The following is a 26,743-nucleotide window of genomic DNA, read 5'->3' as shown; positions in this document are numbered from 1 at the left end:
TCTTTCCCGTTCCTAGTAGGCGAAGGCCAGGACGTCGTGGTCGGGTTTGTTGCCCGGGCCGCCGGCGCCGGAGGTGCCGTCCGCGTCGTCGTCCGACGGCGTGTGGCCCAGTTCCGGCATCGCGGAGACCACCCCGCCGCGGATGTACTTCACCAGCAGCTTCACTTCCACCACCAGGAGGACGGCGTAGACGGCGCTCAGGGCGATCAGGGATGCCAGCAGTTCCCCGGCGGACACCCCTGGTGAGACGGCGGCGGCGGTGAACATAAACACCTGGTCGATGCCGTTGGGGTCCGGGTTGGGTGCCACGACGAAGGGCTGGCGGCCCATTTCGGTGAAGATCCAGCCGGCGGCGTTGGCGCCGAACGGGGCGAGGATGCCGAAGACGGCAAGCCGCATCAGCCATTTTGATTCGGGAACGGTGCCCTTGCGGGTGATCCAGAGGGCGGCAAACGCTGCCATGGCGGCCAGGCTGCCGAAGCCGATCATCATCCGGAAGCCCCAGTAGGTGACCTCCATGACGGGAAGGTAGTCGATTTCCTGGCCGGCGCGCTCGCCGTAGATGGGGTTGTCCGGAAGGTTGGTGCCGTACTTGGCCTGGTATTCCGGGAGCAGGGTGTTGACGCCCTTGACCTCGGTGGTGAAGTCGCCCTTGGCCAGGAAGGACAGGATGCCGGGGACCTCGATGACGGCCACGATGTCCTCGCAGTTCTGGGCGCCAAGGTTACCGATGCTCAGGACCGAGAACCCGGTGCCGTCGTGGCAGGCGGCCTCAGCGGCTGCCATCTTCATGGGCTGCTGTTCGAACATCAGCTTGCCCTGCAGGTCGCCCGTGATCGCGGTGCCGGCGAACGAGATCATGGCCACCACCGCACCGATGCGCAGGCTGCGGGTCCACACGGCGTGGTCGGCACGGTCCCGGCCCGGAATGCTGGGAGCTTCGCCGGGAATGACTTTGCCGTCAGCCCCGATGGTGTCGATGCCGTCGCGGCGCCGGCGCCACAGGTGGTACCAGGCGATCCCTAGCAGGAAGCCGCCGGCCACGGCCAGGGCACCAAAAATGGTGTGGGGTACGGCAACCATGGCGGTGTTGTTGGTGAACACGGCCCAGGCATCGGTCATCACCGGCCGGCCATCCACCATTTCCACGCCCACGGGGTGCTGCATCCAGCTGTTGGCCACAATGATGAAGTAGGCGGAGAACACCGAGCCCACCACAGCAATCCACAGGCAGGCGAGGTGCACTGCCGGCTTAAGCTGCTTCCAGCCGAAGATCCAGAGTCCCAGGAACGTTGATTCGACGAAGAAGGCGAGGAGGGCTTCGAGGGCCAGCGGGGCGCCGAAGACATCCCCCACAAAGCGGCTGTATTCGCTCCAGGCCATCCCGAACTGAAATTCCTGGACGATGCCGGTGGCCACGCCCATGATGAAGTTGATCAGGAAGAGCTTTCCCCAGAACTTGGTCATCCGGAGGTACTCGGGCTTTCCGGTTCGGTGCCAGGCGGTCTGGATGACGGCCACCACCAGGCCCAGGCCGATGGTCAGCGGCACCATCATGAAGTGGTAGACGGTGGTGATACCAAATTGCCAGCGTGCGATTTCCAAGGCGTCCAAGGCAGTCCCTAAGGTCAGGAGCGAGTTTTCTACATCTCGTAGAACTCTTACTTCTACAGAGTGTAGAACAATGCCGGAGGTGCTGTAAAACGATCCGTCCCCCTAAGGATGGCCCGCCACCCCGCGGCGCGCCACATGTTCTACTCCACGTAGAAAATACTGGCGATTCGGGGTAAATTTGGAGCAGCAACAAATTCAGCAGCACAGTCACCGCCTGCACTAAGCGGACGGTGCGGGGAAACTAAAGGAATAAAGAGCGATGGCAAGTCTTGGTGAACTTGAACGGGCAGTGATGGACCTGCTCTGGGCGGGCCAGGAAGCAGCCACTGCCAATACCCTCCGGGACCGGCTGGCACGTATGTCCGCCGCGCAGGTGGGACCCGGCCACGAGGCCAAGGAACTCGCCGTTACCACGGTGTTGACCGTCCTGTCCCGGCTGGAGAAAAAGGGCCTGGTGGAACGCGAACGCGGCACCCGCCCGCACCGCTACCAGGCCGTATCCAGCCGTGCGGACCACACCGCCGAACTGATGCACGAGGTCCTAGGCTCGGCCCCGGACCGCGAGGCAGTCCTGGCCCGTTTCATCGGTTCCGTCACCGAAGGCGAAGCCGAAACGCTGCGCAAACTGCTCGGCCACCTCTAACAGACCATGTTCTGGGCCTCGTACCTGCTGGCTGTCCTGGCGCTGGTGCTGGCCTGGCCCGTGCCCATCCTGCTGTCGCGGGCGCACTGGCCTGCGCGTTCGCCGTTCACGGCCATGCTCCTGTGGCAGGCGATCGCACTGGCAGGTGGCCTTTCGATGATCGGCGCCATGCTGGTGTACGGGCTCGAGCCCATCGGCGAGAACCTGATTGCGGGCATCCGGTCGCTGGCCGGGATGGTCCTCTACAACGCCCCCACCACAGCCTTGGGCTTCTGGCATATCTTCGCGCTTTCCGCGGCCGCCCTGCTTAGCGCCCACCTGGTCTTTACCCTGCTCCTGACGTACTACCGGATCCAGCGCCAGCGGCGGCGGCACCGGGAACTGCTGGCCCTGCTGGCCTCACCGTCCGGGCAGGACGCCGCAACCCTGGTCATCAGCCACGACTCACCGGTGGCCTACTGCCTGCCCGGCGGGGCGCGCTCCGTGACCGTCCTCTCCGACGGCCTGATGGCAGCCCTGGAACCGGCCGAGCTCCGCGCCGTACTCAGCCACGAGAACGCGCACCTCAGCCAGCGGCACCACCTCCTGCTGTGGGCTTTCGCGGCCTGGCGCCAAGCACTGCCGTGGCTTCCCACCACCCGGCTGGCCCAGGAGGCAGTGAACTCGCTGATCGAGATGCTGGCCGACGACGTGGCCCTGAAATCCGAAAGCAAGGCCACGCTGATCAAGGCCATCGCCATCGTGGCCAGCGGGTCAGCCAAGGCGCCCGGCGCCTCCGACGTGCAGCCGGGCAACCCGGGACTGGCGCTTGGCGGGGCTGATCCGGCGGGCGGCTCGGACTCCGCCCGCACCACCGCGTCCCGGGTCAGCCGCCTGCTGTCACCGCAGCCGCAGCTGCCCGGCCCTGTCCGCGCCGTGGTGCTTGCCGGCTGCGTTTTGCTGCTCGCCTTGCCCACGGCGCTACTGGTGGTGCCCGGCCTGCTGGGCTGACCGGCGTCGAGAGTACGGCCTCGACTGGACGGCCTCGATTGGACGGCCTCGATTGGACGGCGGGAGACGCTCCTGCCGCCCTTCGACGCGCTTCAGGCGTCGATGCGTTCCCGGTCCAGGCTGGCCGCACCCGCGATGATGAAATCCTTGCGTGGCGACACGTCCGAGCCCATCAGCAGGTCGAAGATCTCCTCGGCCTGCTGGGCGTTCTCGATCCCCACCTTGCGGAGGGTGCGGTGCCGCGGGTCCATGGTGGTCTCCGCCAACTGCTCGGCATCCATCTCCCCCAGGCCCTTGTACCGCTGGATGGGCTCCTTGTAGCGCTTGCCTTCCTTGGCCAGCCTGGCCAACAGGACGTGCAGTTCCGCCTCGGAGTAGGTGTAGATCATCTCGTTGGCTTTCTGCCCGGCGTTGATGACCTCGACCCGGTGCAGCGGCGGGACGGCGGCGAAGACCCGGCCCTCCAGGATCATGGGGCGCATGTACCGGAAGAACAGGGTGAGCAGGAGCGTGCGGATGTGCGCGCCGTCCACGTCGGCATCGGTCATCAGGATGACTTTGCCGTAGCGGGCAGCTGTGATGTCGAAGCTGCGGCCGGACCCGGCGCCCACCACCTGGATCAGGGCTGCGCACTCCGCGTTGGAGAGCATGTCGCCCACGGAAGCCTTCTGGACGTTCAGGATTTTGCCGCGGATGGGCAGCAGCGCCTGGAAGTCGGAGGACCTCGCCAGTTTGGCGGTGCCCAGGGCCGAGTCGCCTTCCACAATGAACAGTTCGGAGCGTTCGACGTCGTCCGTCCTGCAGTCGGCAAGCTTGGTGGGCATCGAGGAAGTTTCCAGGGCGTTCTTGCGCCGCTGGGTTTCCTTGTGCACGCGCGCGGAAATCCGCGACTTCATTTCGCTGACGATCTTCTCCAGCAGCAGCGCCGACTGGGCTTTGTCGTTGCGGTTGGCTGAGGTCAGTTTCGCGGCGATCTCCCGTTCCACCACGCGGGCCACGATGGCGCGGACAGCAGAGGTGCCCAGGATTTCCTTGGTCTGGCCTTCGAACTGCGGCTCGGCCAGCCTGACGGTGAGGACAGCCGTGAGGCCGGCGAAGATGTCGTCCTTTTCGATCTTGTCGTTGCCCGCCTTGAGCTTTCGGGCGTTGGTTTCCACCGCTTTGCGGAAGGTCTTAACAAGCGCCTGCTCGAAACCGGACTGGTGGGTTCCGCCCTTGGGCGTGGAAATGATGTTGACGAAGCTGCGCACCGTGCTGTCGTAGCCGATCCCCCAGCGGAGGGCCACGTCCACTTCGCAGTCGCGTTCCACTTCGGCGAGCTGGCTGTGGCCGCGCTCGTCCAGGACCGGAACGGTTTCCTTGAACTTGCCGGAGCCGTGCAGCCGCCACACGTCAGTCACCGCGGGGTCGGCGGCCAGGAATTCCACAAACTCCGAGATGCCACCGTCGTGGTGGAATACTTCCTCGTGGGGTCCGGACTCGCCGGGCGTGCCTGGGACTTTGCGCTCGTCACGCACCGTGAGTTTGAGGCCGGGTACCAGGAATGAGGTCTGCCGGGCCCGGGCTGCCAGTTCGTCGTAGGAGAACTTGGCGTCCGGGGTAAAGATCTGCCGGTCCGCCCAGTAACGGATCCTGGTTCCGGTGACGCCGCGCTTGGCCTTGCCCACCACGTCCAGGACGGAGCCATCCACAAACGGGCCGAAGGTTGCCTCGGGGTCGATCCGCGATCCCGTGTCTTTGAAGCGTCCGGGCTCGCCGCGGCGGAACGACATTTTGTAGGTCTTCCCGCCCCGGTCCACTTCCACGTCCAGGCGTGAGGACAGCGCGTTAACCACCGAAGCGCCCACACCGTGCAGGCCGCCGGACGCCGTGTAGGATCCGCCGCCGAATTTGCCGCCCGCGTGCAGTTTGGTGAAAACGACCTCGACGCCGGTGAGGCCCGTCTTCGGTTCCTTGTCCACGGGGATGCCGCGGCCGTCGTCGTGGATTTCCACGGAGTTATCGGCGTGCAGGATGATCCTGATGTCGTGGCCGAACCCGGCGAGGGCCTCGTCCACTGAGTTGTCGATGATCTCCCAAAGGCAGTGCATAAGGCCGCGTGAGTCCGTCGAACCGATGTACATGCCGGGGCGCTTGCGGACGGCCTCCAGGCCTTCCAGCACAGACAGGTGCCGGGCGGTGTAATCAGAACTGGGTGCCACGGGAAATGAGCTCCTTCGGGGAGAAAAGGCCGGCGCGGGGATCGCTTCCTCCAGCCTAGCCGGGCCCGGCCGGGACGGTCGGCTGCCACACTGGACGCCGCCTGTGCGCCCTGCCACGGGCCTGTCGCGGGGTTGCCGCACGGAGGTCTTGAGGGAACCTTGTGGATACGCGGACAGCGAACTTGCCCCATCCTTGCGATGGTTTTGTTACGAATACTGGTTATATAGACGTACTGAACTACTAAGGAGGCCGACATGACAACAGCAGTGGCAGACCGCACACTCAATGCACTGGACCGGTGCGATCGTTGCGGAGCACAGGCATATGTCCGGGTTGTTCTTGAAACCTCCGGCGGTGAGCTGCTCTTCTGCGGCCACCATGCCCGCGCGGTCGAAGCAACGCTCAAGCCGCTCAGCTCCGACTGGCATGACGAGACGTCCAGGCTCCACCAGAAGGCAGTGGTGGAAGTCGACTAAGTCGCTCTCCAACCCAGCAAGCCAACACTGTGGCCCCTCACCTGAGGGGCCACAGTGCTTTAACGTCCAGGTCCATAAACGTCCAGGTGTTGCAGCATCCCGCGGAACCCTGCACCAACAAAACAGCGGGGCCGTCCCCCGGCCGGCAGCCGTTGGCTGACCGACCGGGGGACGGCCCCGCTGTTTTTGCTGCTTAGTCCAGGTAGTCCCGGAGCACCTGCGACCGTGACGGGTGGCGGAGCTTGGACATGGTCTTTGATTCGATCTGCCGGATACGCTCACGCGTGACGCCGTAGACCTTGCCGATTTCGTCTAAAGTCTTCGGCTGTCCGTCGGTGAGGCCGAACCGCATGGCCACCACGCCGGCTTCGCGCTCGGAAAGCGTGTCCAGGACCGAGTGCAGCTGCTCCTGGAGAAGCGTGAAGCTCACCGCGTCAGCGGGAACAACTGCTTCGGAGTCTTCGATCAGGTCACCGAACTCCGAATCGCCGTCCTCGCCCAGGGGCGTATGCAGCGAAATGGGCTCGCGGCCGTACTTCTGGACTTCGACGACCTTTTCCGGCGTCATGTCCAGTTCCAGGGCCAGTTCCTCGGGCGTGGGCTCGCGGCCCAGGTCCTGCAGCATCTGGCGCTGGACACGGGCCAGCTTGTTGATGACTTCCACCATGTGCACCGGGATACGGATGGTGCGGGCCTGGTCGGCCATGGCGCGGGTGATCGCCTGGCGGATCCACCAGGTGGCGTACGTGGAGAACTTGAAGCCCTTGGTGTAGTCGAACTTCTCCACCGCACGGATCAGGCCCAGGTTGCCTTCCTGGATGAGGTCAAGGAAGAGCATGCCGCGGCCGGTGTAACGCTTGGCCAGGGAGACCACCAGGCGGAGGTTTGCCTCCAGGAGGTGGTTTTTGGCGCGCTTGCCGTCGTGGATGATGAAGTCGAGCTCACGCTTGAACTTCGGGTCCATGGCGCCGTCGTCAGCGTTGATCTTCTCTTCGGCGAACAGGCCTGCCTCGATGCGGAGGGCAAGGTCAACTTCCTGCTCCGCGTTGAGCAGCGCCACCTTACCGATCTGCTTCAGGTAGTCCTTGACGGGGTCGGCCGTGGCGCCGGCGGACATAACCTGCTGGACAGGTGCGTCGTCGTCGTCGGCGTCCGAGTAGACAAATCCCTTGCCCGTGGGTGCGGCAGCCTTGGCAGTGTCGTCCTCGGCTGCGTCGGCACCTTCCAGTGCGGAATCGTCCGGATCCTGGTCAGCGTCGTCGGCGTCATCGGCGTCGTCATCTGCAGCTTTTCCGGCAGCGGCCTTGGCTCCGGGCTTCGGGCCGCGCTTCTTGGGCTCGCGCTTGCCGTCAGGACCGGCTTCGCCGGCGGCAGCCTTGTTGGCCGCACGAGTGGCTGCCCGCTTGGCGTTGGTAGCCGCCTGCTTCTCCTCAGCGGACAGTTCGTCCTGGGCGGCGGGGTCCTTCTTCGTGGAAGACGGGGTCACAGAAAACCTTTCTAGCGGTGGTCTGTGGAATCGCCATACGGGCAACACCACTATGACCCTGTCAAGTCCGTGATGGAAATCAAGCGCCACCACGGCCGGCAGAGTCTGTTAACTCAACTGCCGGAGTGGCTGAATTGTTCCCCGAGGGGCCCAACACAAGCTCTTGACACACGGACCCAACCGGGTCTCGGCGTCCATTGTCTCACGGTTTCGCCGGATCGGACCTACCTGCCGACACTCCTCTCCCGCGATGCCACCCGTGACTGCCTGCTGGACGCCCGCACTCCAGCCGCTGCCAGCCGAAACTTCCGGCCGCCGTCCCGCACTCCACTCGCTACCGGCGGCGACTTCCGCCACTGGTTGCCCGCGCCCCTGCGGCCGCTACGCCCATCCCGCCCGTCCGCCCTCCGCCAGCCGGTCCCCCGCCGTGCAGCCGCGCACGCTGTTCAGGCACACACACCATTCAGGACCACACACCGTTCAGGCACACACACCGCTCGGGACCACACACCTTGTCGCCCCTCCGGCCCGCACGCCCCTCAGCCAAGCTGTCCGGTTCCCCGCTCAGGATCAGTGCTGAACTTCTGCCACGCAGCCTCCTTCCTTGCCGCCCAGCCGCAGATGGTGCCCCGCTGGTCCAGCTCCAGCAGCAGCCCGGCCAGGCGGTACTGCGGTTGCGCGCGGAGCGCCCGGCAGTAGTAGGCAGCAGCGACGGAGCCCCTCCCCCGGCACCACGCAACCCAGCCCTGCAGAGTCAGCGGCGCAGCAGCGGACTTCCCGCCCGCCAGCGCAAGGTGCGCCAGCATCCGGTCGAGCGCCTCGAGCTGGGGCCAATCCGGCACTTCCGGTCCCAGCCCCAGGAGGACATCACCGTAACCGAACACCTGGCCGGCACTGGTACCAACGCCTGTGCCACTGCCACTGCCACTGCCACTGCCAGCATCACCGCCAGGTTGACGGCCGGGCAGGTCGCCAGCCGGCAACGGCGACAGCGGTCTGGGGAACGGCCCGTCGCGGAGAAGGCCGAACTGTGCTGCCCCCGCGACTGCCGTGGTCCGCCCCGCCGCGGCCTGCACCAGGACGGCGTCGCGCAGGCAGGGAACCATCAGGGTGGCCAAGAGGAAACCGTCCCGGTCCGCCGCAGGCAGCAGCGGTTCCCCCGCAGGCCGGCCCAGGACCGCTGCCCAGTACGACAGGACCAGGTGGAACTGCTCCCGGCTGCCGCGTCGCCGCTCCAGCTTGCGGCGCCACGCGGTGCGGGCCGCGCGCACGGCTGCCAAATAGTCGGCTGCCCACTGGTCACCGATAGGAGACCCATCCGGTGGAGGTCCCACGGTGCTGCCCTGGAACACCATTTCCGCGTACAGCCGGCTGTCCAGGATCTGCTGGACCGGCCTGCCCGGTGCCGGACAGCACGATGAATCAACACAGAAGGCGCCGCGCCAGTACCTGTCCCCCACGTACCACGCATCGCGGACAGGCATCCCTGCCCGCTGCAGGGCATCGTAAAGTTCCAGCATCAACAGCTGGTGCAGCTGCGGGGCGGGGGCAGCTGCCGTCCCACCGAAAACAGCGACCAGTGTGCCGTCCGCGTCACCGTCCGCCTGCAGGTAGCCGCGGACGGCCCTGGCAAAGGCTTCCGGGCGCCGAAGCCCCGCCGGCCCGGGCAGGTCCAGCCTCAGGGTGGCCCCAAGCCGCTTCCCGTGCAGGGTCATGGCCACCACACTGGACGAGGGCCAATAGCCCAGCGAATGCGGGATGAAGGCGAGGATGTCTTCGGGTCCATGGACACTCAGCGGTTGCGGTGCAGTCATGGACCCACTGTCCGCCGGCACCGTCGCTGCGGTAAGCGGACCTGTCCCCTATGTGCACAACCCCGCCGGCGGAGGCGCCGGTGGAGGAGAAGTCACGCGCCGGCGCCCGACGCGCAGGCCGCGGCCCGGGCGGTGTGCGCCCCGGTTGTCAGTGGTAATTACACCTGGTCCGTGTTGCCGTCGGACCCGGCGGTACCCCTGCGGCGGGCCAGCGCCTCCCGGCGCTGCCTGGCCAGGGCGCTGCGCAGTGGCGGCACCACAACCCCCTGCGCGGCCATCTGCCGCCGCACCTTGCGCCGGGACACGAGCACAGCACCAACACCAACCCCCAGCAACAGGAACTGGACGCCCAAGGCAAGCCGGAACGGCTCCAGTCCATACAGTTCCCCGTTGGAGAAACCGCTGGCGTAGAGGAGGTCCAGGACCAGCCCGATCAGGAAAATCGCCACCAGCGCCGCGATGAAGCCGCCCACGTTGACGATTCCGGTGGCCGTGCCGATCCGGTGGGCCGGGTTGAAGGTCCTGGCGAAGTCGAAACCGATCATCGAACCCGGTCCGCCGATGGCCAGCACCACCACCAGCCCTGCCAGCAGCCACAGCGGCGCCCTGCCGGGGGTGAAGAGGACGGCAGCCCAGCCGGCGGCGGTGGCAGCTGCGATGAGCAGCACCATGGTGGAACGCCGGAGCGGATGCCGGGATACAAAACGGCCGATGAACGGGCCCACGGCCATTGCGGCGGCCACATAAAGTGCCATCAGCGCGGCCACCGTGCCGGCGTCAAGGCCCTGGCCGGAGATCAGGAACGGATACCCCCAGGTCATGGCGAACACCGTGCCGCTGAACTGGATGGTGAAGTGGCTCCACATGCCCAGCCGCGTCCCCGGCTGCCGCCAGGCGCGGGCCAGCGAGGCGCCGGTGGCCCGGAAACCCTGCTGGGGAGCGGGCCTGGCCGTTCCGGGAGGGGCGTCCTGCAGGAACAGCGCCACGAGGAGGACGGCGAGGGCGGACGTCCCGGCCAGCATCAGGAACGCCGGGGTCCAGCCGGACGTGTGCAGGACAAACGCAAAGGGGAGAACACTGAAAAGCTGGCCCAATTGCCCGGACATGCCCGTCAGTTGGGTCACCAAGGGCACCCTGGCCGGGGCAAACCACAGCGGGATCAGGCGGATCACCGAGATGAAGGTCATGGCGTCGCCGGCGCCCACAAGGACCCGGCCGGCCACCCCGGCGGGGATGCTGTCGGCGAAAGCCAGCTGCAGCTGGCCCAGCCCCATCAGAACGGCACCGCCCACAATCATGGCCCGGGACCCGAACCGGTCCACCAGAAGGCCCACCGGGATCTGCAGCCCTGCGTAAACAAGGAGCTGCAGGACGGTGAAGAAGGAGATGGCTGAAGCGCTGGCGTGGAACCGCTCGGTCGCTTCGAGCCCCACCACGCCGAACGATGTCCGCTGCGACACCGCCACCAGGTACCCGAAAATTCCAACGGTCCAGATAAGCCAGGCGCGGGGAGCAGTCACCCCCTCATTATGCCCACACCCCCGCCGGCAGCCGTGCCGCCGGGGAACCACCTACTGGCCGGGGTTCTCCCTGGCCAGGTACGCCTCCACGGCGGCGCCAAGCTCATCGCCGTCGGGCAGCTGGTCATTTTCGTTGGCCAGCAGGGACCGGCGCACGGTCCCTTCGGCCTTCTCGTCGTAGCGGCTTTCCAGCCGCGCCACCACCTGCTGGACATCCTCGGACGCGTCGATCTGCTCGGCGATCTGCCGGCTGACGTCCCGCCCGGATTCGCGGAGCCTGTCCGTAGGCATCATCAGCGAGGTTGCGGCGCCAAGGTATTCCAGACCGGCGACGGCGGCCGGCGGGTATTCGGCGTCGGCCAGGTAGTGCGGGACGTGGATGACGTAGCCCGCCACGTTCCGGCCGGCCTCCATGAGGCGCAGTTCCAGGATGTGTCCGATGGCGGCCGGGACCTCCACCGTGGGCTTCCACACCGAGATGCCCTCGATGAGGTCGGGGCGGTTGCCGTGCACCGTCACACCCACGGGCCGGGTGTGCGGCACAGGCATGGGAATGGAGTGCAGCCAGGTGACCAGGTTGACGTCGAGTTTCTCCACGATGCCCACCACGGCGCGGGCAAACCGCTCCCATTGCAGGTCCGGTTCGAAGCCTGCCAGCAGGAGGAACGGGCTCCCCAGCCCGTCCACCAGCCGGTAGAGGGCAAGCTTGGGTTCCTGGTAATCCTGCAGGTGGTCCTCAACGAAGGTCAGGTGCGGCCTGCGGGAGCGGTAGTCGATCAGCTGGTCGGCATCGAAGACCGCAACGGGCTTGACGTCCAGGGAGTCCAGGAGCTCGGTGTTGACCTGCTTAACCACATGGCCTGCGTCAGCGAAGCCAGTGAATCCCATCACGAGGTTCAAGCCACGCAGCTCCGGGCTGTGGAACAGCTCGATGTTGCTGGCATAGAGCGCATCGGGGTCCAGCAGATAGCCGGAAATCCGTTCAAGCACGGCATGTTCCTTTCACGGGAACGGTTGGTTTCCCAGTACAACACGGCGGGCGGTCCGTGCATTCCGACTGCCGGTGTGGCGCAGCTCTCAATGGATTCCATCCCGGCGCAAAGGAAGGACTACGATCGGAACTGGCCTGCCGGACGGGCCCGCAGACACCCGGACCGCGTCCAGAACGGCAGCATCCGGGCAACCATGGCAGGACGCCGAACATGCATCCTGCTGCGAATCATCTTTCGAGAATTGAGGACTGATCCCTGTGGTCAAGAACGCTGAAATCAACCTAAGTACCCTCTCCCGGGACCTGGTCAAGAGCCCCAGTGACGCAGTGGTCATAGGAGTGGGACAGGGCACCGACGGGCCGTTCCTGCTGGCGAACCCGCTGACGGCCAAGTCCGCCGAAACCCTCACCGATTCCCTGAAGGCCCTGGGCGTCACCGGCTCGGCCGACCAGGCAGTCCGGCTTCCGGGCCTTCCGGAAACAGGCGCGCCCGTGCTTGTCCTGGCCGGCGTCGGAAAGGTATCCGCCACCCGGCCGCTGACCGAAGAGGCACTCCGCCGGGCAGCCGGTTCCGCCGTCCGCCAGCTTGCCGGTCTCACCACGGTGACCCTGGCCCTCCCGACGGCATCCGTGGCCGACGTCGCGGCCGTCGCCGAAGGTGCCGCGCTGGGTGCCTACTCCTTCACGGAGTTCCGGTCCTCGCAGGACGGCCTGAAGGCACCTGTCAGCAACGCCGTGATCCTGACCGCCCTTGCCGGGGACAAGGACGTTCCCGCGGCCCTCAAGCGCGCCACCCTGCTGGGCCGGGCCGTGAACGCCACCCGGTCACTGGTCAACCAGCCGCCCAGCCACCTCTACCCGGAATCATTCGCCGAGTCCGCGAAGGAACTGGCCAAGGGCCTGCCCGTCAAGGTGACCGTCTGGGACGAGAAGCGGCTTGAGAAGGAAGGCTTCGGCGGCATCATGGGCGTGGGCAAGGGCTCGGCCCGACAGCCCCGGCTGGTCAAGGTGGAGTACTCCCCCGCCAAGGCGACCACGAAAATCGCCCTGGTGGGCAAGGGCATCACCTTTGACACCGGTGGAATCTCCATCAAACCGGCCCTCGGCATGGGTGACATGAAGTCGGACATGGCGGGTGCCGCCGTCGTGCTTAACACCGTCCTGGCCCTCGCGGGCCTGGGCCTGCCCGTCAAGGCCACCGCATGGCTGTGCATCGCCGAAAACATGCCGTCCGGCGCCGCATCCCGCCCGGCCGATGTCCTGACCATGTTCGGCGGCAAGACCGTGGAGGTCCTCAATACGGACGCCGAAGGCCGCCTGGTCATGGCGGACGGCATCGTGGCCGCCAGCCGCGAATACCCGGACGCGATCATCGACGTGGCAACCCTGACCGGCGCGCAGCTGATCGCCCTGGGCAACCGGACAGCCGGCATCATGGGCTCCGAAAGCGTCACCGGTGCCCTGAAAGCGGCAGCGGACCGCGCCGGCGAGCTGGTCTGGCCCATGCCGCTGCCGGAGGAACTGCGTCCCAGCCTGGACTCGCAGGTGGCCGACCTGGCCAACATCGGCGAACGCCACGGCGGCATGATGACCGCTGCGGTGTTCCTGCAGGAGTTTGTGGGCGAGGGCAAGGACGGCGAGCAGATCCCGTGGGCCCACGTGGACATCGCAGGCCCGTCGTTCAACAACGGCAGCCCATACGGCTATACCCACAAGCAGGGCACCGGCTGCACCGTCCGGACCCTGGTGGCATACGTCGAGGACATCCTGGCCGCAGCGGCCTGAGTTCCAGCCGTCGCACGGCCCTGCGGCGGGCGGGCTGATCCGTCCGCCACAGGGCCGCGTGACACTCGCCACAAGCACGCCACAAACACTGTGCCAAGGTGGAGCATGGATAAGTGGTTCGCTAAGGTGAACCACGGTAGTCACAAATGCAAGGGAATGGCGCTGCTGGCATAATCACGGCAGTGCTAGTTCCAAGACCAGATGATGCGCGGATCGCGTCATCGTTCACGCGAGGGAGCGTTTAAGTGGCCGATCAGGCAACTGCGCAAGAATTCGACATCCTGGTACTCGGTGGCGGCAGCGGCGGATACGCTGCAGCGCTCCGGGCCGTACAGCTTGGCCTCACCGTGGGCCTCGTGGAGAAGGCAAAGCTGGGTGGTACCTGCCTGCACAACGGCTGTATCCCCACCAAGGCCCTGCTCCACTCCGCCGAACTGGCCGACCACGCCCGTGACTCCGCCAAGTACGGCGTGAACGTCACCCTCGACAGCATCGACATCACTGCCGTCAATGCGTACAAGGACGGCATCATCGCCGGCAAGTACAAGGGCCTGCAGGGACTCATCAAGTCCAAGGGCATCACCGTCATCGAAGGCGAAGGCAAGCTCCAGGGCACCGACACCGTTGTTGTGGACGGCACCGCCTACAAGGGCAAAAACATCATCCTGGCCACCGGCTCCTACTCCCGCACCCTTCCGGGCCTGGAAATCGGCGGCAAGGTCATCACCTCCGATGAGGCCCTGAAGATGGATTCCATCCCCAAGAGCGTCATCATCCTGGGCGGCGGCGTCATCGGCGTCGAGTTCGCCTCGGTCTGGAAGTCCTTCGGCGTGGACGTCACCATTGTGGAAGGCCTGCCGTCGCTGGTCCCCAACGAAGACGCCACGATCATCAAGAACTTCGAGCGTGCCTTCAAAAAGCGCGGCATCAAGTTCTCCACCGGCGTGTTTTTCCAGGGCGTCGAGCAGAACAACGACGGCGTCAAGGTCACCCTGGTGGACGGCAAGACATTTGAAGCCGACCTGCTCCTCGTGGCCGTGGGCCGTGGCCCCGTCACCGCCAACCTTGGCTACGAGGAAGCCGGCGTCACCATCGACCGCGGCTTCGTCATCACCAACGAGCGCCTGCACACCGGCGTGGGCAACATCTACGCCGTGGGCGACATTGTCCCCGGCGTGCAGCTGGCCCACCGCGGCTACCAGCAGGGCATCTTCGTGGCCGAGGAAATCGCCGGCCTGAAACCCGTAGTGGTCGAAGACATCAACATCCCCAAGGTCACCTACTCCGAGCCCGAGATCGCCACCGTGGGCTACACCGAGAAGGCCGCCAAGGAGAAGTTCGGCGAGGACCAGGTCCAGACCCAGGAATACAACCTGGCCGGCAACGGCAAGAGCTCGATTCTGGGCACCAGCGGCCTGGTCAAGCTGGTCCGCCAGAAGGACGGCCCCGTGGTGGGTGTCCACATGATCGGTGCCCGCATGGGCGAGCAGGTGGGCGAGGCCCAGCTGATCGTGAACTGGGAAGCGTACCCGGAGGATGTGGCCCAGCTGCTGCACGCCCACCCCACCCAGAACGAGTCCCTCGGCGAAGCCCACCTGGCCCTCGCCGGCAAGGCCCTGCACGGCTAATTTTCCCCGTAGTTCCTGGGGCCTGGTGCACCTGGACCCGACTTCCGGGTGCACTAGGCTTCAAACAAGGCAGCATTCATCCGCATCAAAGATCAATAAGGAGAACGGGGACGACATGTCTGAATCCGTTAACTTGCCCGCCCTCGGTGAGAGCGTCACCGAAGGAACCGTCACCCGCTGGCTTAAGCAGGTAGGTGACCGGGTAGAGGTGGACGAGCCGCTGCTCGAAGTCTCCACCGACAAAGTAGACACTGAAATCCCCTCTCCCGTAGCTGGCGTGATTGAAGAAATCCTGGTCGCTGAAGACGAGACCGCCGAAGTAGGCGCACCGCTGGTGCGGATCGGCGACGGCTCCGGCGGCGGCGCGCCCGCAGAGGAAGCACCCGCTGCAGAAGCACCGGCCGAAGAGGCCCCCGCAGCAGCTGAGGAAGCCCCCGCGGCAGCCCCGGCCGAAGAGGCACCGGCGCAGGAAGCTCCGGCAGCCGGCGGCGGCGAAGGCCACGAGGTTACCCTCCCGGCGCTCGGCGAAAGCGTCACCGAAGGCACCGTCACCCGCTGGCTCAAGGCCGTGGGCGATTCCGTCGAGGTCGACGAGCCGCTGCTCGAAGTGTCCACCGACAAGGTGGACACGGAAATCCCGTCCCCCGTTGCCGGCACCCTCCAGGAAATCCGCGTCAACGAGGACGAAACGGCAGAGGTTGGCTCTGTCCTGGCCGTCATCGGCTCCGGCGCAGCAGCAGCACCGGCTGAAGCACCCAAGGCCGCTCCCGCACCGGAGGCACCGAAGGCTGAAGCCCCCAAGGCAGAGGCACCGAAGGCAGAGGCACTGAAGGCTGCCCCGGCACCGGAAGCGCCCAAGCAGGCCCCCAAGTCAGCTCCGGCACCCGAAGCCCCCAAGGCTGAGGCCCCGGCAGCAGCAGCCTCCGAGTCGGGCTACGTCACTCCCCTGGTCCGCAAGCTGGCCAACCAGCACGGCGTGGATATCACCTCGCTCGCCGGAACCGGCGTGGGTGGCCGCATCCGCAAGCAGGACGTCATCGCCGCCGCCGAAGCCAAGGCAGCCCCTGCCGCTCCGGCCGCAGCACCGGCAGCATCCGCACCGGCGCCGGTCGCGGAATCGTCCCTGCGCGGGACCAGCCAGAAGGCTCCCCGCATCCGCCAGGTCATCGCCCGCCGGATGCGCGAATCCCTGGAGATCTCCACCCAGCTGACGCAGGTCCACGAAGTTGATATGACCAAGGTGGCCAAGCTCCGCACCAAGGCCAAGAACTCCTTCCAGGCCCAGAACGGCGTCAAGCTGACCTTCCTGCCGTTCATCGCCAAGGCAGTGGCTGAAGCCCTCAAGCAGCACCCCAAGCTCAACGCTGCGTACGACGAGGACAAGCAGGAAATCACGTACCACAACGCCGAGCACCTGGCGATCGCCGTCGACACCGACAAGGGCCTGCTGGTCCCGGTCATCTCCGACGCCGGCAACCTGAACCTCGCCGGGCTGGCCGCCAAGATCGCCGACGTTGCAGGCCGCACCCGCGGTGGCAAGATCGGCCCGGACGAACTGTCCGGCGGTACGTTCTCGATCACGAACATCGGTTCCGTGGGTGCCCTGTTCGACACACCGATCATCAACCAGCCCCAGGTGGGCATCCTGGGCACCGGTGCGATCGTCAAGCGCGCCGTGGTGGTTGCTGACGAAAACGGCGACGACTCGATCGCCATCCGGTCCATGATGTACCTGTCGCTCACGTACGACCACCGCCTGGTGGACGGCGCGGACGCCGGCCGCTTCCTGCAGACCCTGAAGGCACGCCTCGAAGAAGGCGCCTTCGAAGCGGACCTCGGGCTCTAACCCGCTCAACCGCTTGACGACGGCGGTGCAAGGCCAGGGAGGGAAACCTCCGGAAGCCCTGCGCCGCCGTCGTGCTTTAACCGCCTTCTGCTACAGGGCGTAGAACAAACTGGCTAAGCTGGGATTATGACTATTCTCTTCAGCATCCTGGTGTTCCTGCACATCGTCGGGGCGGCCATGATCGTGGGCTACTGGATTGCCACGATCAAGGAACCCACGGTCCACCCCCGCCAGCGCGACGGCGCTTTCCTGCAGCTCCTGACCGGCATCGCCATGATGGGCCTGCTGCCTTTTATGCCGGACGCCGACCCCAATTACGCGAAGCTCGGGATCAAGCTGGTCATCGCCGTTGTGGTTGCAGTCCTCGCCATCGTTGGCGTCCGCAAGGCCAGGAGCGGCCAGCCCGTCTCCACCGGCCTGGCGCACGGCGTGGGCGGCCTTGCGCTGATCAATATCGCGATCGCCACCATCTGGAACTGACCCGCTGCGCTGCCGGGCAGCTCCGTCAAAGTCACAATCCACTGACAGCGGACATCCGTCGCGCGCCGTAAGCGAAGTCCCTAGGATGGAACAAGGCGGGGCCCAGGCAGTAGCCTGCCCCGGTAACAATCAACCTGAGGAGTGAACATGGCAGCAACGCGTTCAGCAAACGCCGTATGGAACGGGAACCTGACGGAGGGTTCCGGAACCACCAGCCTGGCTACCTCCGGCCTGGGCACGTTTGATGTCACCTGGAAGGCCCGCACCGAAGCGGCCAACGGCAAGACCAGCCCGGAAGAGCTCATCGCCGCGGCCCACGCAGCCTGCTTCTCCATGGCATTCAGCAACGAACTGGCCACCGCCGGCCACAACCCGGAGGAAGTCCGCACCAAGGCTGACGTCACCTTTGTCCCCGGCACCGGCATCACCGGTAGCCACCTGACCATGTCAGCCAAGGTTCCCGGCATCTCCGAGGAGGAGTTCCAGAAGATCGCCGCTGCTGCGAAGGTGGGCTGCCCCGTTTCCGGCGCCCTCGCCAGCATCGACATCACCCTGGACGCCACGCTCGACGCCTGAGCCGACAGCGGCGCAGATGCGCCGGATGGTTTGAACAGGGCCGGTGACCGGCCCGCAGGAGTGGCCCCGTCCCAGCTGGGACGGGGCCATTCCTGTGCCATATCCGGCCGGACCCGGACGGACCGGACTTGCGCCGGGGTTGGAGATTGGCTTTGCTGCCGGGCGGATCCGGAACATGCCCGGCACAAAAAAGCTCCCCGGGCGCCGGAGCTGGCATTGCCGGTCCGGCCCCCGGGGAGCCTGGTGCCCGGTCAGGCAGCGCCTGTCCGCGCTGCTGCGCCTACTTTCCCTGCCGGCGGGCCGGCAACGGGGCCGGGCGCAACCGGCGGTATCCCTCGCGGGCCGGGGGCCGGTCGGTGGGCAGTTCCTGGACCATTTCCTTGAGCGCACCAATGCCGTATTCAAGCTGGGGATCACGGCCGGCGGCGTAGGCGTGGGGCGGGAAGGCCACCTCGATGTCCGGATCAACACCATAGTTTTCCACGCCCCAGCCAACACCGCCACCGAACCAGTTGGCGTAGCGCGGCTGGGTGACCCCGGTGCCGTCGGCCAGGCTGAAGCGGTTGTCGATGCCCACCACGCCACCCCAGGTGCGGGTGCCGATGACGGGTCCGATCCCCCGCAGCTTGGAGACCTGGGTGATGATGTCGCCGTCGGAGCCGGCGAACTCGTCCGCCAGGAGGATGACCGGGCCGCGCGGCGCGTGGTCCGGATAGGTCCTGGGCTTTTCGCCGCGTGGCATGCTCCAGCCGGTGACCTTTCGGCCAATCAGCTCTGCCACCAGCTGCGAGGTGTGCCCGCCGCGGTTGCGGCGGACATCCACGATCAGGCCATCGAGCGCCGTCTCGGTGTCCATGTCCCGGTGCAGCTGCGCCCAGCCATTGGCCATCATGTCCGGGATATGCAGGTAGCCGAACGTGCCGCCGGATGCCTCCCGGACGGTGCGCCGGTTCGCAGCCACCCATTCCTGGTAGCGCAGCCGTTCCTCGTCCTTGACGGGGACCACAGCGACACGGCGCTGGGATCCTGCGGCTTCGCCATGGGCGGCACCGTTCAGGAGGGTCAACTCGACGGCCCGGCCTGCAGCTCCCACCAGTTGCATGGCGGGGGTGACGACGTCGGAGAGCGGGACGCCGTCCACGGCGAGGAGGATGTCCCCTGCCTTGGCGCCGACCCCGGGCCTGGTGAGGGGCGAGGTGGCCAGCGGATCAGATGATTCGCCTGCCAGGATGCGGGTGATTTCCCACCCCGCCGGGGTGTGGCTGAGGTCGGCGCCGAGCCTGCCCTGGCCGTGGCTGCCGGGTTCGGTCACCGCGGCGGGCTTGACGTAGGCGTGCGAGGTTCCGAGTTCGCCGTGCAGCTCCCAGAGCAGGTCCACCAGGTCATCGTGCGAGCCCAGGCGGTCCACCAGGGGACGGTAGCGCTTGTGGATGGATTCCCAGTCCTGGCCGGCCATGTCCTCGGTCCAGAAGAAATCGCGCTGCAGGCGCCAGGCTTCATCAAAGGCCTGGCCCCAGACGCTCAGCGGGTCCATCATCACGCGGATCCGGCCCAGGTCCACCTTGACCAGCTTGCCGGACTCCTCATCCGCCTTCGCATCGGCCGGGACCTCGCTCACCTGCTTGTCGGCGATCAGCACCACCTTGGCGCGGTCACCGGAAAGCCGGTAACTGTCCACCGCATCCACCAGTGTGGTCTGCTTGCGGCGTTCCAGGTCGAACCGGACCAGGCTGGGGCGGGCATCCTTGTCGTCCTTGTTGGCCTTGCCGTCACCCGTAACCCCGGCAAGGGCCCAGTCGAGCCACAGCAGGGCCCCGTCCGTGGCTTTCAGGGCGGTGTAGTTGCCCTGCGGGACGGGGACGCCGATGACGCGGTGGGACAAGCCTTCCGCATCCACCACCACGGCGGACTGTTCCGTCCCGTCAGTGCCGGCGGTTTCCCCGGCTGCCGTCCCGGCGTCGTTATCAACGGCGGGACCAAACGGCGACGGCGTCCGGGCACCCAGTGCCACCAGGTACGGCTTGATGGGGCTGGGGAAGGAAAGGTCGAAGGAATGCCCGTCGTAGACAGGGTCGAAGCTGCGGTTGGACAGGAAGGCCAGGAACTTGCCGTCCGGGGTGAAGGCCGGCGACCGGTCGCAGAAACGCCCGTCCGTCACCTCCACGGGCCCGGTCCTGGGCTCCGTCACGTTGGCCAGGCGCAGCTTGGTCCGGGTGCCAAACGACGTGACGGGCTCAGCCCACGCCAGCCACTGCGAGTCCGCGGACCAGGCCAGGTCGTAGATGGAACCCTCACCGATGCTGGCCACCAGGGTCAGGGCACCGGTGGCGGTGTCCGCGAGGTGCAGGTCGCCGAAGGATGTGCCCACCGCAAGCCAGCGGCCGTCCGGGCTCGCTTCCAGGGAACTGGTGCGCGACGGCGACGGAAGGTTGATGCGCACGGCGTTTCCGTCGGCGTCAGCCGGCCGGGCCGCGGCGGCGTCCGCGGCCGCTTCGGCAGCGCCGGTTTCGGGGGCGACGTCAGCCTGCTGGTCGTCGCCGGCCGGAGCGGTGGCGTTGTCCCGGGCCAACACGGCGGAGCCGGCGGCGGGGACGGGTTGCGGCAACGCCGGGGCTGCTGCGACGGCGGGTGCCGCTGCCGTGGCGGGCACGGATTTCGCCGGCACAGCAGGTGTGGTCACCACGCCGCTGTGCTGGACCGGAGCGGCGATGTCCTTAATGTAAAGCGCCTCGACGCCGTCGTGGTCCGCGACGTAGGCGATCCGGCCGCCGGCCACAGGCCGGGGAAGGCGTGCCCGGACCCCGGGCGTGGCCTCGATGATGCGCGAGGGGCCGTCCTTGTGCCGGAGCCAGTGGATGGTGCCGTGCGCCTCGATGGCGCTGGCGTTGCCGGCTTCGTCGGGGATCACGGCGCCCAGGTGCCTGGTGGTCTTCAGGAGCGCCGGCCGGCGTGACTGGGAAGCAGAGCCGAGGCTGATGTCCAGCCGGACGGCGTCGGACTGCAGGTCATGCAGTACCCACAGTTCGCCGGCAGACTCGAAAATGACCCGGGTACCGTCCGAAGCCGCATGGCGGACGTAAAAGTCCTCGTGGTCCGTGTGCCGGCGCAGGTCCTTGCCGCCGGGGAGCACCGAGTAGAGGTTGCCGTAGCCTTCGTGGTCCGACAGGAACGCGATCCGGCCATCCACCCACATGGGGTCGGCGATGTTGCCGTCCAGGTCGGGGAGCAGCCGGTCGAACTCGCCGTTGCCGTCCGAGTCGATCCACAGCTTGCCGGCGGTACCGCCCCGGTAGCGCTTCCACCAGGCCGGTTCACGGGACAATACGGAGGCCACAACAACGGGCCGCTCATCGCCCAGCTCCGGACCGAAAGCCACTGACTCCACAGGCCCGAACGGGAGCTCTTCGGCCGCGCCGCCTTCCAACGGAACGCTGTAAGCGTAAGTGTGGCGGCTTTCGGCCTGCCGGAAGGCGCTGGTGACCACCACGGAGCCGCCGGCAGTGAAACCCTTGACCCGGGTGGTGGCGTGGCCGAAGTAGGTGAGCTGCCGGTACCCGCCGCCATCAACTTCCGCTGTGACCACCTCCGGCGCCGTTCCCTGCACCACCGACCAGACCAGCCGCTTGCCGTCCGGCGTAAAGCGGGGGTTGCGGGCGGGCAGCTGCAACGCGGAAACACGCCAGGCCCGGCCGCCTCCCAGCGGTGCAATCCATACGTCGTCCTCAGCCACAAAGGTGACCAGATCGCCGTGCAGGTGCGGGAATCGGAGGTAGCTCGAAGAGGTCATCGTTCGATCATAGTCAAACCATCCACGCCACCGTGGCACGTGCCGGGAGAACCGCGGCCATGGTGAGATGGAGCATGCGCATCGTCATCGCCGGAGCTTCGGGACTGATCGGCACCCACATGTCCGCCACTTTCCGCACTGCCGGGCACGAGGTGATCTCCCTGGTGCGGCGGGAGCCTTCAGCCGCCACGGAAGCCCGGTGGGACCCCGCCCGCGGTGAGCTGGACCCCGGCGTCCTGGCCGGCGCGGACGCCGTCGTTAACCTTTCCGGCGCCGGAATCGGTGACCGGCCCTGGACCCGGACCCGGGTGGCGGAGCTATACAGTTCCCGGGTGGACTCCACCAGGACCTTGGCCAAGGCCATGCACAAGCTGGACGTCCCACCGGCCACGTTCCTCAGCCAGTCCGGTTCGAACTATTACGGCGACACCGGGAACACGGTGCTGCGCGAGAACTCGCCGGCAGGATCGGCGATCCTTTCGCGGCTGTGCCTTGAATGGGAGGAAGCTGCGGCCAGGGCCCCGCACGGGGTCCGGGTGGTAAACCCCCGCACCGGAGTGGTCTTCAGCCGGTCCGGTGGGGCGCTGGGAAAGCTGTTGCCGCTGATGCGGCTCGGGGTAGGCGGGCCGTTGGGCGACGGCAGGCAGTACTGGCCCTGGGTCACCCTGCCGGATGTGTCGGCAGCTTTCCTCTTCCTCTTGGAGTCGGAAATCTCCGGGCCGGTCAACCTGTGCGCGCCGGAGCAGGCAGACGTTGACACCATCGTGGCGGCCCTGGCCCGTGCACTGCACCGGCCGGCCGTGTTCCGCGTCCCGGCGCCGGTCCTGAGGCTGCTCATGCGGGACCTCGCGGAGGAGCTCCTGCTCTCCAGCGTGCGGATGGAGCCGGGAGTGCTTTCCGCCGCCGGTTTCCACTGGCAGCACCCCACCTTGGCGGCGGCTGCCGGGTGGGTGGCCGGCAAAGACTGATCCGGCCGCAGCTGAATCCGGAACGGCAGCTGGATCCGGGCCGGGTGCTGGATCCGGGCCCGGGTGCTTCTAAGCCGGCCGCTACTGCCGGTCACCCGCCGGCCAGGATCTCGCTGACACGCCACGAGCCAGCGAACTCCACCAGGACCACGCGGAGCCGCTGCTCTTCCCCGGCAGGAACTGCGGCCAGCACGGAACCCTGTGCGTCCACTTCGCTGTAGGCCGACGTAGCCACCGTGGCGCCCACGACGGCCCGGCCGCCTGGCGGCGGGGGCGCGCCGGCCGGTCCCTCCGGGGCTGCCGGTGCGGCCGGACCGGGTTCGGCCGCCACGTTTGTCAGGGTGCTGGTGAACCCTGACAACCGCCGGCCGGCCGCCAGCAGGCCGTCCATGATGAGAGTGTCCGTCGCCGCAGCCGCTGAGCCGGGTGCATTCACGCCCGCCAACAACTCTGGTTGTTGCGTCCTGAAGGCCTGGTCCCGGAGCGCAGCCAGGCCCATGATTGCCCGGGCAGGGTCGGCTTCCGTTGCCAGGCCCCTGGCAGCTCCGAAAGCCTCGTCGTTCGCTGCCGGGTTAGGGCCGTCTGAGGCGCCCGGTGGGCCGGCTGCCGCGTTGGAGGCGTTGGAATCCGCTGCGGCGTTGGGCTCGGGTGCGGCGCTGGAATCCGCTGCGGCGCCGGAACCCTGATCCGCGGGACTGGCCGCCCCTCCGGGCGAAGCGGTTGGCGCAAGGATCCACGCCGGTCCGGTGCTGCCTGGCCACCGCGCTCCGGCGATCCCCAGCGGTCCCGTCGCTCCCAGCCCCAGCGCTGCCAGCCCCAGCCCTGCTACGACCGCGGCGCAGGTTGCGGCTGCAATGACGGCGGTGCGGAGGGTTGCCCCAGCTCGGCGCCGAGTCCCTGTCCCTGTTGCTGCCCGGGGTTGGTGCCACAGCCGTGGACCCCGGCCCTGACGCTGCCCCGCCATGACCAGCCGCCGCCCGCCCCTGGCCCTGTCGGTGTGCCTGCCGCGGACAGCTGGGTGCTTTGGCACCGCGGGGAGGTCAGGCGCCACGGGCGCGGGGAAATCCCGAACCGGTTGCCCGTCCCCTGGCTGTCGGGTGACGGCGGGGAACGGGATCCGGGCGCCGGTTCCGTCCCGCCCCAAGGTAGCCAGCCGCCGTCGGACGTTCCCCAGCCTGGCAGCGGCGGCGGCCTTCCGGGATGGTTCCGGGGCCGGCCGTCGCGTCAGCAGGTGCGGAATCACCGAGGGGTGGACGGACGAAGACAGGTCGAGCGGCGCCGCCGCCGCGCTGCGGTAGACGGCCGTTGCCAGGGCAGCAGCTGTGGGCCGGAGCCGGCGGTCCTCACTGAGGCCGGCTTCCAGGATGGCGGCGAGGTCCGCCGGAACCTCCGGCACCAGCAGGGAGAGCGGCATGCGGTCGAGGGTGCGCGCCGGGGCGCGGCCCGTCAGGCAGAACCAGCCCAAGGCAGCCACCGAGTAGACGTCACGCTCCGGCTGGAGGCCCGCCCTGACGGCGTCCACCGGGGCCGGGTCCTGGAAGCCCGGCGTGCCGGCCGGACCCGCAGCGGCAGGGTCACCCAGCATCCGGGCCAGGCCAACATCGGAAAGGAGCGGCTTGCCGTGCACAGTGAACAGGACATTGCCGGGCGACACGTCCGAGTGGGTGAACCCCTTTCCGTGCAGGTAGGCCAGCGCCTGGGCGATAGGCGTCAGGACCGTAACCGTTTCCCCCACGCCGATCCGGCCGCGTGCCGCCACAAGCCCGGCCAGCGAGCCTCCCGGTGCGTAGTCCATGATCAGCGCAGCCGTTCCGGCGCCTGCTCCGGCCGACGGGATAACAGCGCTGTGGGCCCGCACCAGGTGCTGATGGTCAAGGACGGACAGGATACGGATTTCCCGCCGGATGGCATCAGCGTTCATGGCGCGGCCGGAAGCCGTGCCACCCGGCTCCCGGAAGCATTTCAAGGCCACCTCGCGGCCCGTGCGCTGTTCCGTGGCAAGCCACACTGACGCACTCCCGCCGCTGCCCAGCAGCCGCCCCGTGGAGTAACCGGCCACCATCGGCTCCTGCAGATCATCCATCCCTCAGGTGTAGCGGAATCCGGCCGTCGCTGCAGAAGTTATCCACAGGCACGCCTGAACGCCCGGATTCTGGCCGCGGTGAGCTTGGACACTAAACCGGGCAGCGCCGGCGGCGGGGTCTAAGCTGGATGCCATGACTCTTGAGTTTTCCCAACTGGGTCTGGCTCCGGATTTCATCGACTACAACCGTGGTTGGGAAGTCCAGACTGAACTCCATGACAGTGTTGTCGGCGGAACGGCGCCGAGTACCGTCCTGTTCCTCGAGCACTCCCCCGTCTACACGGCGGGCAAGCGCACCGAGGACCATGAACGGCCGTTTGATGGAACGCCGGTGATTCCGGTGGACCGCGGCGGCAAGCTGACCTGGCACGGCCCAGGCCAGCTGGTGGGCTACCCGGTCATCCGGCTGAAGAACCGCGCTGGGATCCGCGACTACGTGGAACGCCTCGAAGCAGTCATCATCGCTGTCCTTGCCGACTACGGCATCACAGCAGTCCGGATCCGCGGTCGCGCCGGCGTCTGGATCGAAGCGGACGCCAAGGGACCGGACCGGAAGATCGCGGCCATCGGCATCCGGGTGCACGAAGGCGTCACTATGCACGGCTTCGCCATCAACTGCAACAACGATCTTGCACCGTACGCACAGATCATCGCCTGCGGCATCACCGATGCAGGCGTAACCACCATCGCCGCGGAAACGGGCAGTAATATTGCCCCCGCAGACCTGGTTTCCCGGATTACCGAGGAACTGCGCAAGAATGAAGACGCCCTAGTCGCCACCCCAGAAGGAGCATTACTTTGACACTGGCACCCGAAGGCCGGAAGATGCTCCGGATCGAACAGCGCAACGCGGCGGTGCCGGTGGAGCGCAAACCGGACTGGATCAAGGCCAAGGTCCAGATGGGCCCGGAGTTCGTCCAGCTCAAGAACCTGGTCAAGAAGGAAGGCCTGCACACTGTGTGCGAGGAGGCCGGCTGCCCCAACATCTTCGAGTGCTGGGAAGACAAGGAAGCCACCTTCCTCATTGGCGGTTCCGAATGCACCCGCCGCTGCGACTTCTGCCAGATCGACACGGGCAAGCCGTCCCCTGTGGACATGTTTGAGCCCACCAAGGTGGCGCGCTCCGTCCAGGCCATGCAGCTGCGGTACGCCACGGTGACGGGCGTGGCCCGCGATGACCTCGCGGACGAGGGCGTCTGGCTCTATGCCGAGACGGTCCGCAAGATCCACGAACTTAACCCGGGTACCGGCGTCGAACTTCTGATTCCCGACTTCTCCGGCCGGCCCGAGCACATCGCGGCCATCTGCGACTCCAAGCCCGAGGTTTTTGCCCACAACGTTGAGACGGTTCCCCGGATCTTCAAGCGCATCCGCCCCGCGTTCCGCTATGAGCGTTCGCTGGATGTCATTACCCAGGGCCGCGACCTGGGAATGGTCACCAAGTCCAACCTGATCCTGGGCATGGGCGAGACCCGCGAGGAAATCTCGGAGGCCCTGCGCGACCTGCATGCGGCTGGCTGCGACCTGATCACCATCACCCAGTACCTGCGCCCGTCGGAACGGCACCTTCCGGTGGACCGCTGGGTCAAGCCGCAGGAATTCGTTGACCTGCAGGAGGAAGCTGACGAGATCGGCTTCCTGGGCGTGATGTCCGGTCCCCTGGTCCGGTCTTCCTACCGTGCGGGGCGCCTGTGGGCCACCGCCATGCGCAAGAAGGGCTGGGAGATCCCCGCCGAACTGGCGCACATCGAGAGTTCCGGCAGCACCCGGCAGGAAGCCAGCTCGCTGTTGGCGGCGCGTTCCTGACCACTTCGACTGACGTCCCCAAAGGCAGGGCCCCGGATCACTCCGGCG

General features: G+C 67.1%; 19 protein-coding genes. 11 read left to right on the top strand and 8 right to left on the bottom strand.

What is annotated here, in order from left to right; all coding sequences use genetic code 11:
- Positions 1–12 precede the first annotated feature (12 nt).
- Positions 13–1,614 carry a cytochrome ubiquinol oxidase subunit I gene (locus ACRB8A_RS07705; RefSeq protein WP_432245911.1) on the bottom strand — a complete coding sequence of 534 codons (1,602 nt, stop codon included), beginning with the start codon at positions 1,612–1,614 and terminating at the stop codon, positions 13–15.
- A 259-nt stretch (positions 1,615–1,873) separates the two neighbouring features.
- On the opposite strand from ACRB8A_RS07705, the gene ACRB8A_RS07700 reads away from it, so the two are divergent.
- Positions 1,874–2,257 (top strand): BlaI/MecI/CopY family transcriptional regulator, encoded by a 384-nt coding sequence (locus ACRB8A_RS07700; protein WP_050685730.1) that lies wholly within the window; start codon positions 1,874–1,876, stop codon positions 2,255–2,257.
- Between the two features lie 6 nt (positions 2,258–2,263).
- Positions 2,264–3,247: a M56 family metallopeptidase gene (locus ACRB8A_RS07695; RefSeq protein WP_432245910.1), complete on the top strand. Its 984-nt coding sequence runs from the start codon at positions 2,264–2,266 to the stop codon at positions 3,245–3,247.
- A 92-nt stretch (positions 3,248–3,339) separates the two neighbouring features.
- On the opposite strand, the gene ACRB8A_RS07690 is transcribed toward ACRB8A_RS07695, so the two are convergent.
- Positions 3,340–5,448 carry a DNA gyrase/topoisomerase IV subunit B gene (locus ACRB8A_RS07690; protein WP_432245909.1) on the bottom strand — a complete coding sequence of 703 codons (2,109 nt, stop codon included), beginning with the start codon at positions 5,446–5,448 and terminating at the stop codon, positions 3,340–3,342.
- 255 nt (positions 5,449–5,703) lie between these two features.
- Here ACRB8A_RS07690 and ACRB8A_RS07685 point away from each other — a divergent pair, with 255 nt between their 5' ends.
- A complete protein-coding gene (locus ACRB8A_RS07685) occupies positions 5,704–5,925 on the top strand; it encodes a DUF7455 domain-containing protein (RefSeq protein ID WP_050685727.1) in 222 nt (73 codons plus the stop codon).
- A gap of 193 nt (positions 5,926–6,118) precedes the next feature.
- Here the strand turns inward: ACRB8A_RS07685 and ACRB8A_RS07680 are convergent, their stop codons facing one another.
- From ACRB8A_RS07680 to ACRB8A_RS07665, 4 genes are all read right to left on the bottom strand, one after another.
- Positions 6,119–7,411 carry an RNA polymerase sigma factor gene (locus tag ACRB8A_RS07680; protein ID WP_050685726.1) on the bottom strand — a complete coding sequence of 431 codons (1,293 nt, stop codon included), beginning with the start codon at positions 7,409–7,411 and terminating at the stop codon, positions 6,119–6,121.
- A gap of 539 nt (positions 7,412–7,950) precedes the next feature.
- Positions 7,951–9,225 (bottom strand): DUF4192 domain-containing protein, encoded by a 1,275-nt coding sequence (locus tag ACRB8A_RS07675; RefSeq protein WP_285241829.1) that lies wholly within the window; start codon positions 9,223–9,225, stop codon positions 7,951–7,953.
- A 158-nt stretch (positions 9,226–9,383) separates the two neighbouring features.
- Entirely contained in the window at positions 9,384–10,745 is a 1,362-nt protein-coding gene (locus ACRB8A_RS07670) for an MFS transporter (protein ID WP_432245908.1), read from the bottom strand.
- Positions 10,746–10,796: 51 nt separating this feature from the next.
- The gene (locus tag ACRB8A_RS07665) at positions 10,797–11,735 is read right to left on the bottom strand and encodes a proteasome assembly chaperone family protein (protein ID WP_050685723.1); all 939 of its coding nucleotides are present in this window, start codon (positions 11,733–11,735) and stop codon (positions 10,797–10,799) included.
- Positions 11,736–11,994: 259 nt separating this feature from the next.
- Between ACRB8A_RS07665 and ACRB8A_RS07660 the strand changes: the two genes are divergently transcribed.
- From ACRB8A_RS07660 to ACRB8A_RS07640, 5 genes are all read left to right on the top strand, one after another.
- Entirely contained in the window at positions 11,995–13,521 is a 1,527-nt protein-coding gene (locus ACRB8A_RS07660) for a leucyl aminopeptidase (protein WP_285241827.1), read from the top strand.
- 245 nt (positions 13,522–13,766) lie between these two features.
- Positions 13,767–15,149: a dihydrolipoyl dehydrogenase gene (gene lpdA / locus ACRB8A_RS07655; RefSeq protein WP_050685721.1), complete on the top strand. Its 1,383-nt coding sequence runs from the start codon at positions 13,767–13,769 to the stop codon at positions 15,147–15,149.
- A 115-nt stretch (positions 15,150–15,264) separates the two neighbouring features.
- A complete protein-coding gene (gene sucB, locus ACRB8A_RS07650) occupies positions 15,265–16,995 on the top strand; it encodes a 2-oxoglutarate dehydrogenase, E2 component, dihydrolipoamide succinyltransferase (RefSeq protein ID WP_056598824.1) in 1,731 nt (576 codons plus the stop codon).
- A gap of 126 nt (positions 16,996–17,121) precedes the next feature.
- A complete protein-coding gene (locus ACRB8A_RS07645) occupies positions 17,122–17,475 on the top strand; it encodes a hypothetical protein (protein WP_050685719.1) in 354 nt (117 codons plus the stop codon).
- A 147-nt stretch (positions 17,476–17,622) separates the two neighbouring features.
- Entirely contained in the window at positions 17,623–18,051 is a 429-nt protein-coding gene (locus tag ACRB8A_RS07640; RefSeq protein WP_050685718.1) for an OsmC family protein, read from the top strand.
- Between the two features lie 280 nt (positions 18,052–18,331).
- On the opposite strand, the gene ACRB8A_RS07635 is transcribed toward ACRB8A_RS07640, so the two are convergent.
- Complete coding sequence (locus ACRB8A_RS07635) at positions 18,332–21,838, bottom strand: S41 family peptidase (RefSeq protein WP_285241826.1); 3,507 nt, start codon at positions 21,836–21,838, stop codon at positions 18,332–18,334.
- Between the two features lie 74 nt (positions 21,839–21,912).
- On the opposite strand from ACRB8A_RS07635, the gene ACRB8A_RS07630 reads away from it, so the two are divergent.
- Positions 21,913–22,806 (top strand): TIGR01777 family oxidoreductase, encoded by an 894-nt coding sequence (locus ACRB8A_RS07630; RefSeq protein ID WP_056598818.1) that lies wholly within the window; start codon positions 21,913–21,915, stop codon positions 22,804–22,806.
- A gap of 91 nt (positions 22,807–22,897) precedes the next feature.
- On the opposite strand, the gene ACRB8A_RS07625 is transcribed toward ACRB8A_RS07630, so the two are convergent.
- On the bottom strand, positions 22,898–24,889 hold the full coding sequence (locus tag ACRB8A_RS07625; protein ID WP_056598815.1) for a serine/threonine-protein kinase: 1,992 nt from the start codon (positions 24,887–24,889) through the stop codon (positions 22,898–22,900).
- 133 nt (positions 24,890–25,022) lie between these two features.
- Here ACRB8A_RS07625 and lipB point away from each other — a divergent pair, with 133 nt between their 5' ends.
- Positions 25,023–25,691 carry a lipoyl(octanoyl) transferase LipB gene (gene lipB / locus ACRB8A_RS07620; RefSeq protein ID WP_056598811.1) on the top strand — a complete coding sequence of 223 codons (669 nt, stop codon included), beginning with the start codon at positions 25,023–25,025 and terminating at the stop codon, positions 25,689–25,691.
- Complete coding sequence (gene lipA, locus ACRB8A_RS07615) at positions 25,688–26,695, top strand: lipoyl synthase (RefSeq protein ID WP_056598808.1); 1,008 nt, start codon at positions 25,688–25,690, stop codon at positions 26,693–26,695. The genes lipB and lipA overlap by 4 nt, the downstream gene beginning before the upstream one ends.
- The last annotated feature ends 48 nt before the right edge of the window (positions 26,696–26,743 follow it).

The organism is Arthrobacter sp. G.S.26 (assembly GCF_050847375.1).
Classification (GTDB): Bacteria; Actinomycetota; Actinomycetes; order Actinomycetales; family Micrococcaceae; genus Arthrobacter.
The sequence above is the reverse complement of the archived record's forward strand: the minus strand, read 5'-3'. Positions and strand labels throughout refer to the sequence as shown.

What these genes read in the sequence shown, in the direction of transcription:
- sucB (WP_056598824.1), top strand. Translation starts at nt 15,265, where the DNA reads ATGTCTGAATCCGTTAACTTGCCCGCCCTCGGTGAGAGCGTCACCGAA.
- ACRB8A_RS07640 (WP_050685718.1), top strand. Translation starts at nt 17,623, where the DNA reads ATGGCAGCAACGCGTTCAGCAAACGCCGTATGGAACGGGAACCTGACG.
- ACRB8A_RS07675 (WP_285241829.1), bottom strand. Translation starts at nt 9,225, where the DNA reads ATGACTGCACCGCAACCGCTGAGTGTCCATGGACCCGAAGACATCCTC.
- ACRB8A_RS07625 (WP_056598815.1), bottom strand. Translation starts at nt 24,889, where the DNA reads ATGGATGATCTGCAGGAGCCGATGGTGGCCGGTTACTCCACGGGGCGG.
- lipB (WP_056598811.1), top strand. Translation starts at nt 25,023, where the DNA reads ATGACTCTTGAGTTTTCCCAACTGGGTCTGGCTCCGGATTTCATCGAC.
- ACRB8A_RS07700 (WP_050685730.1), top strand. Translation starts at nt 1,874, where the DNA reads ATGGCAAGTCTTGGTGAACTTGAACGGGCAGTGATGGACCTGCTCTGG.
- ACRB8A_RS07630 (WP_056598818.1), top strand. Translation starts at nt 21,913, where the DNA reads ATGCGCATCGTCATCGCCGGAGCTTCGGGACTGATCGGCACCCACATG.
- ACRB8A_RS07695 (WP_432245910.1), top strand. Translation starts at nt 2,264, where the DNA reads ATGTTCTGGGCCTCGTACCTGCTGGCTGTCCTGGCGCTGGTGCTGGCC.
- ACRB8A_RS07685 (WP_050685727.1), top strand. Translation starts at nt 5,704, where the DNA reads ATGACAACAGCAGTGGCAGACCGCACACTCAATGCACTGGACCGGTGC.
- ACRB8A_RS07645 (WP_050685719.1), top strand. Translation starts at nt 17,122, where the DNA reads ATGACTATTCTCTTCAGCATCCTGGTGTTCCTGCACATCGTCGGGGCG.
- ACRB8A_RS07635 (WP_285241826.1), bottom strand. Translation starts at nt 21,838, where the DNA reads ATGACCTCTTCGAGCTACCTCCGATTCCCGCACCTGCACGGCGATCTG.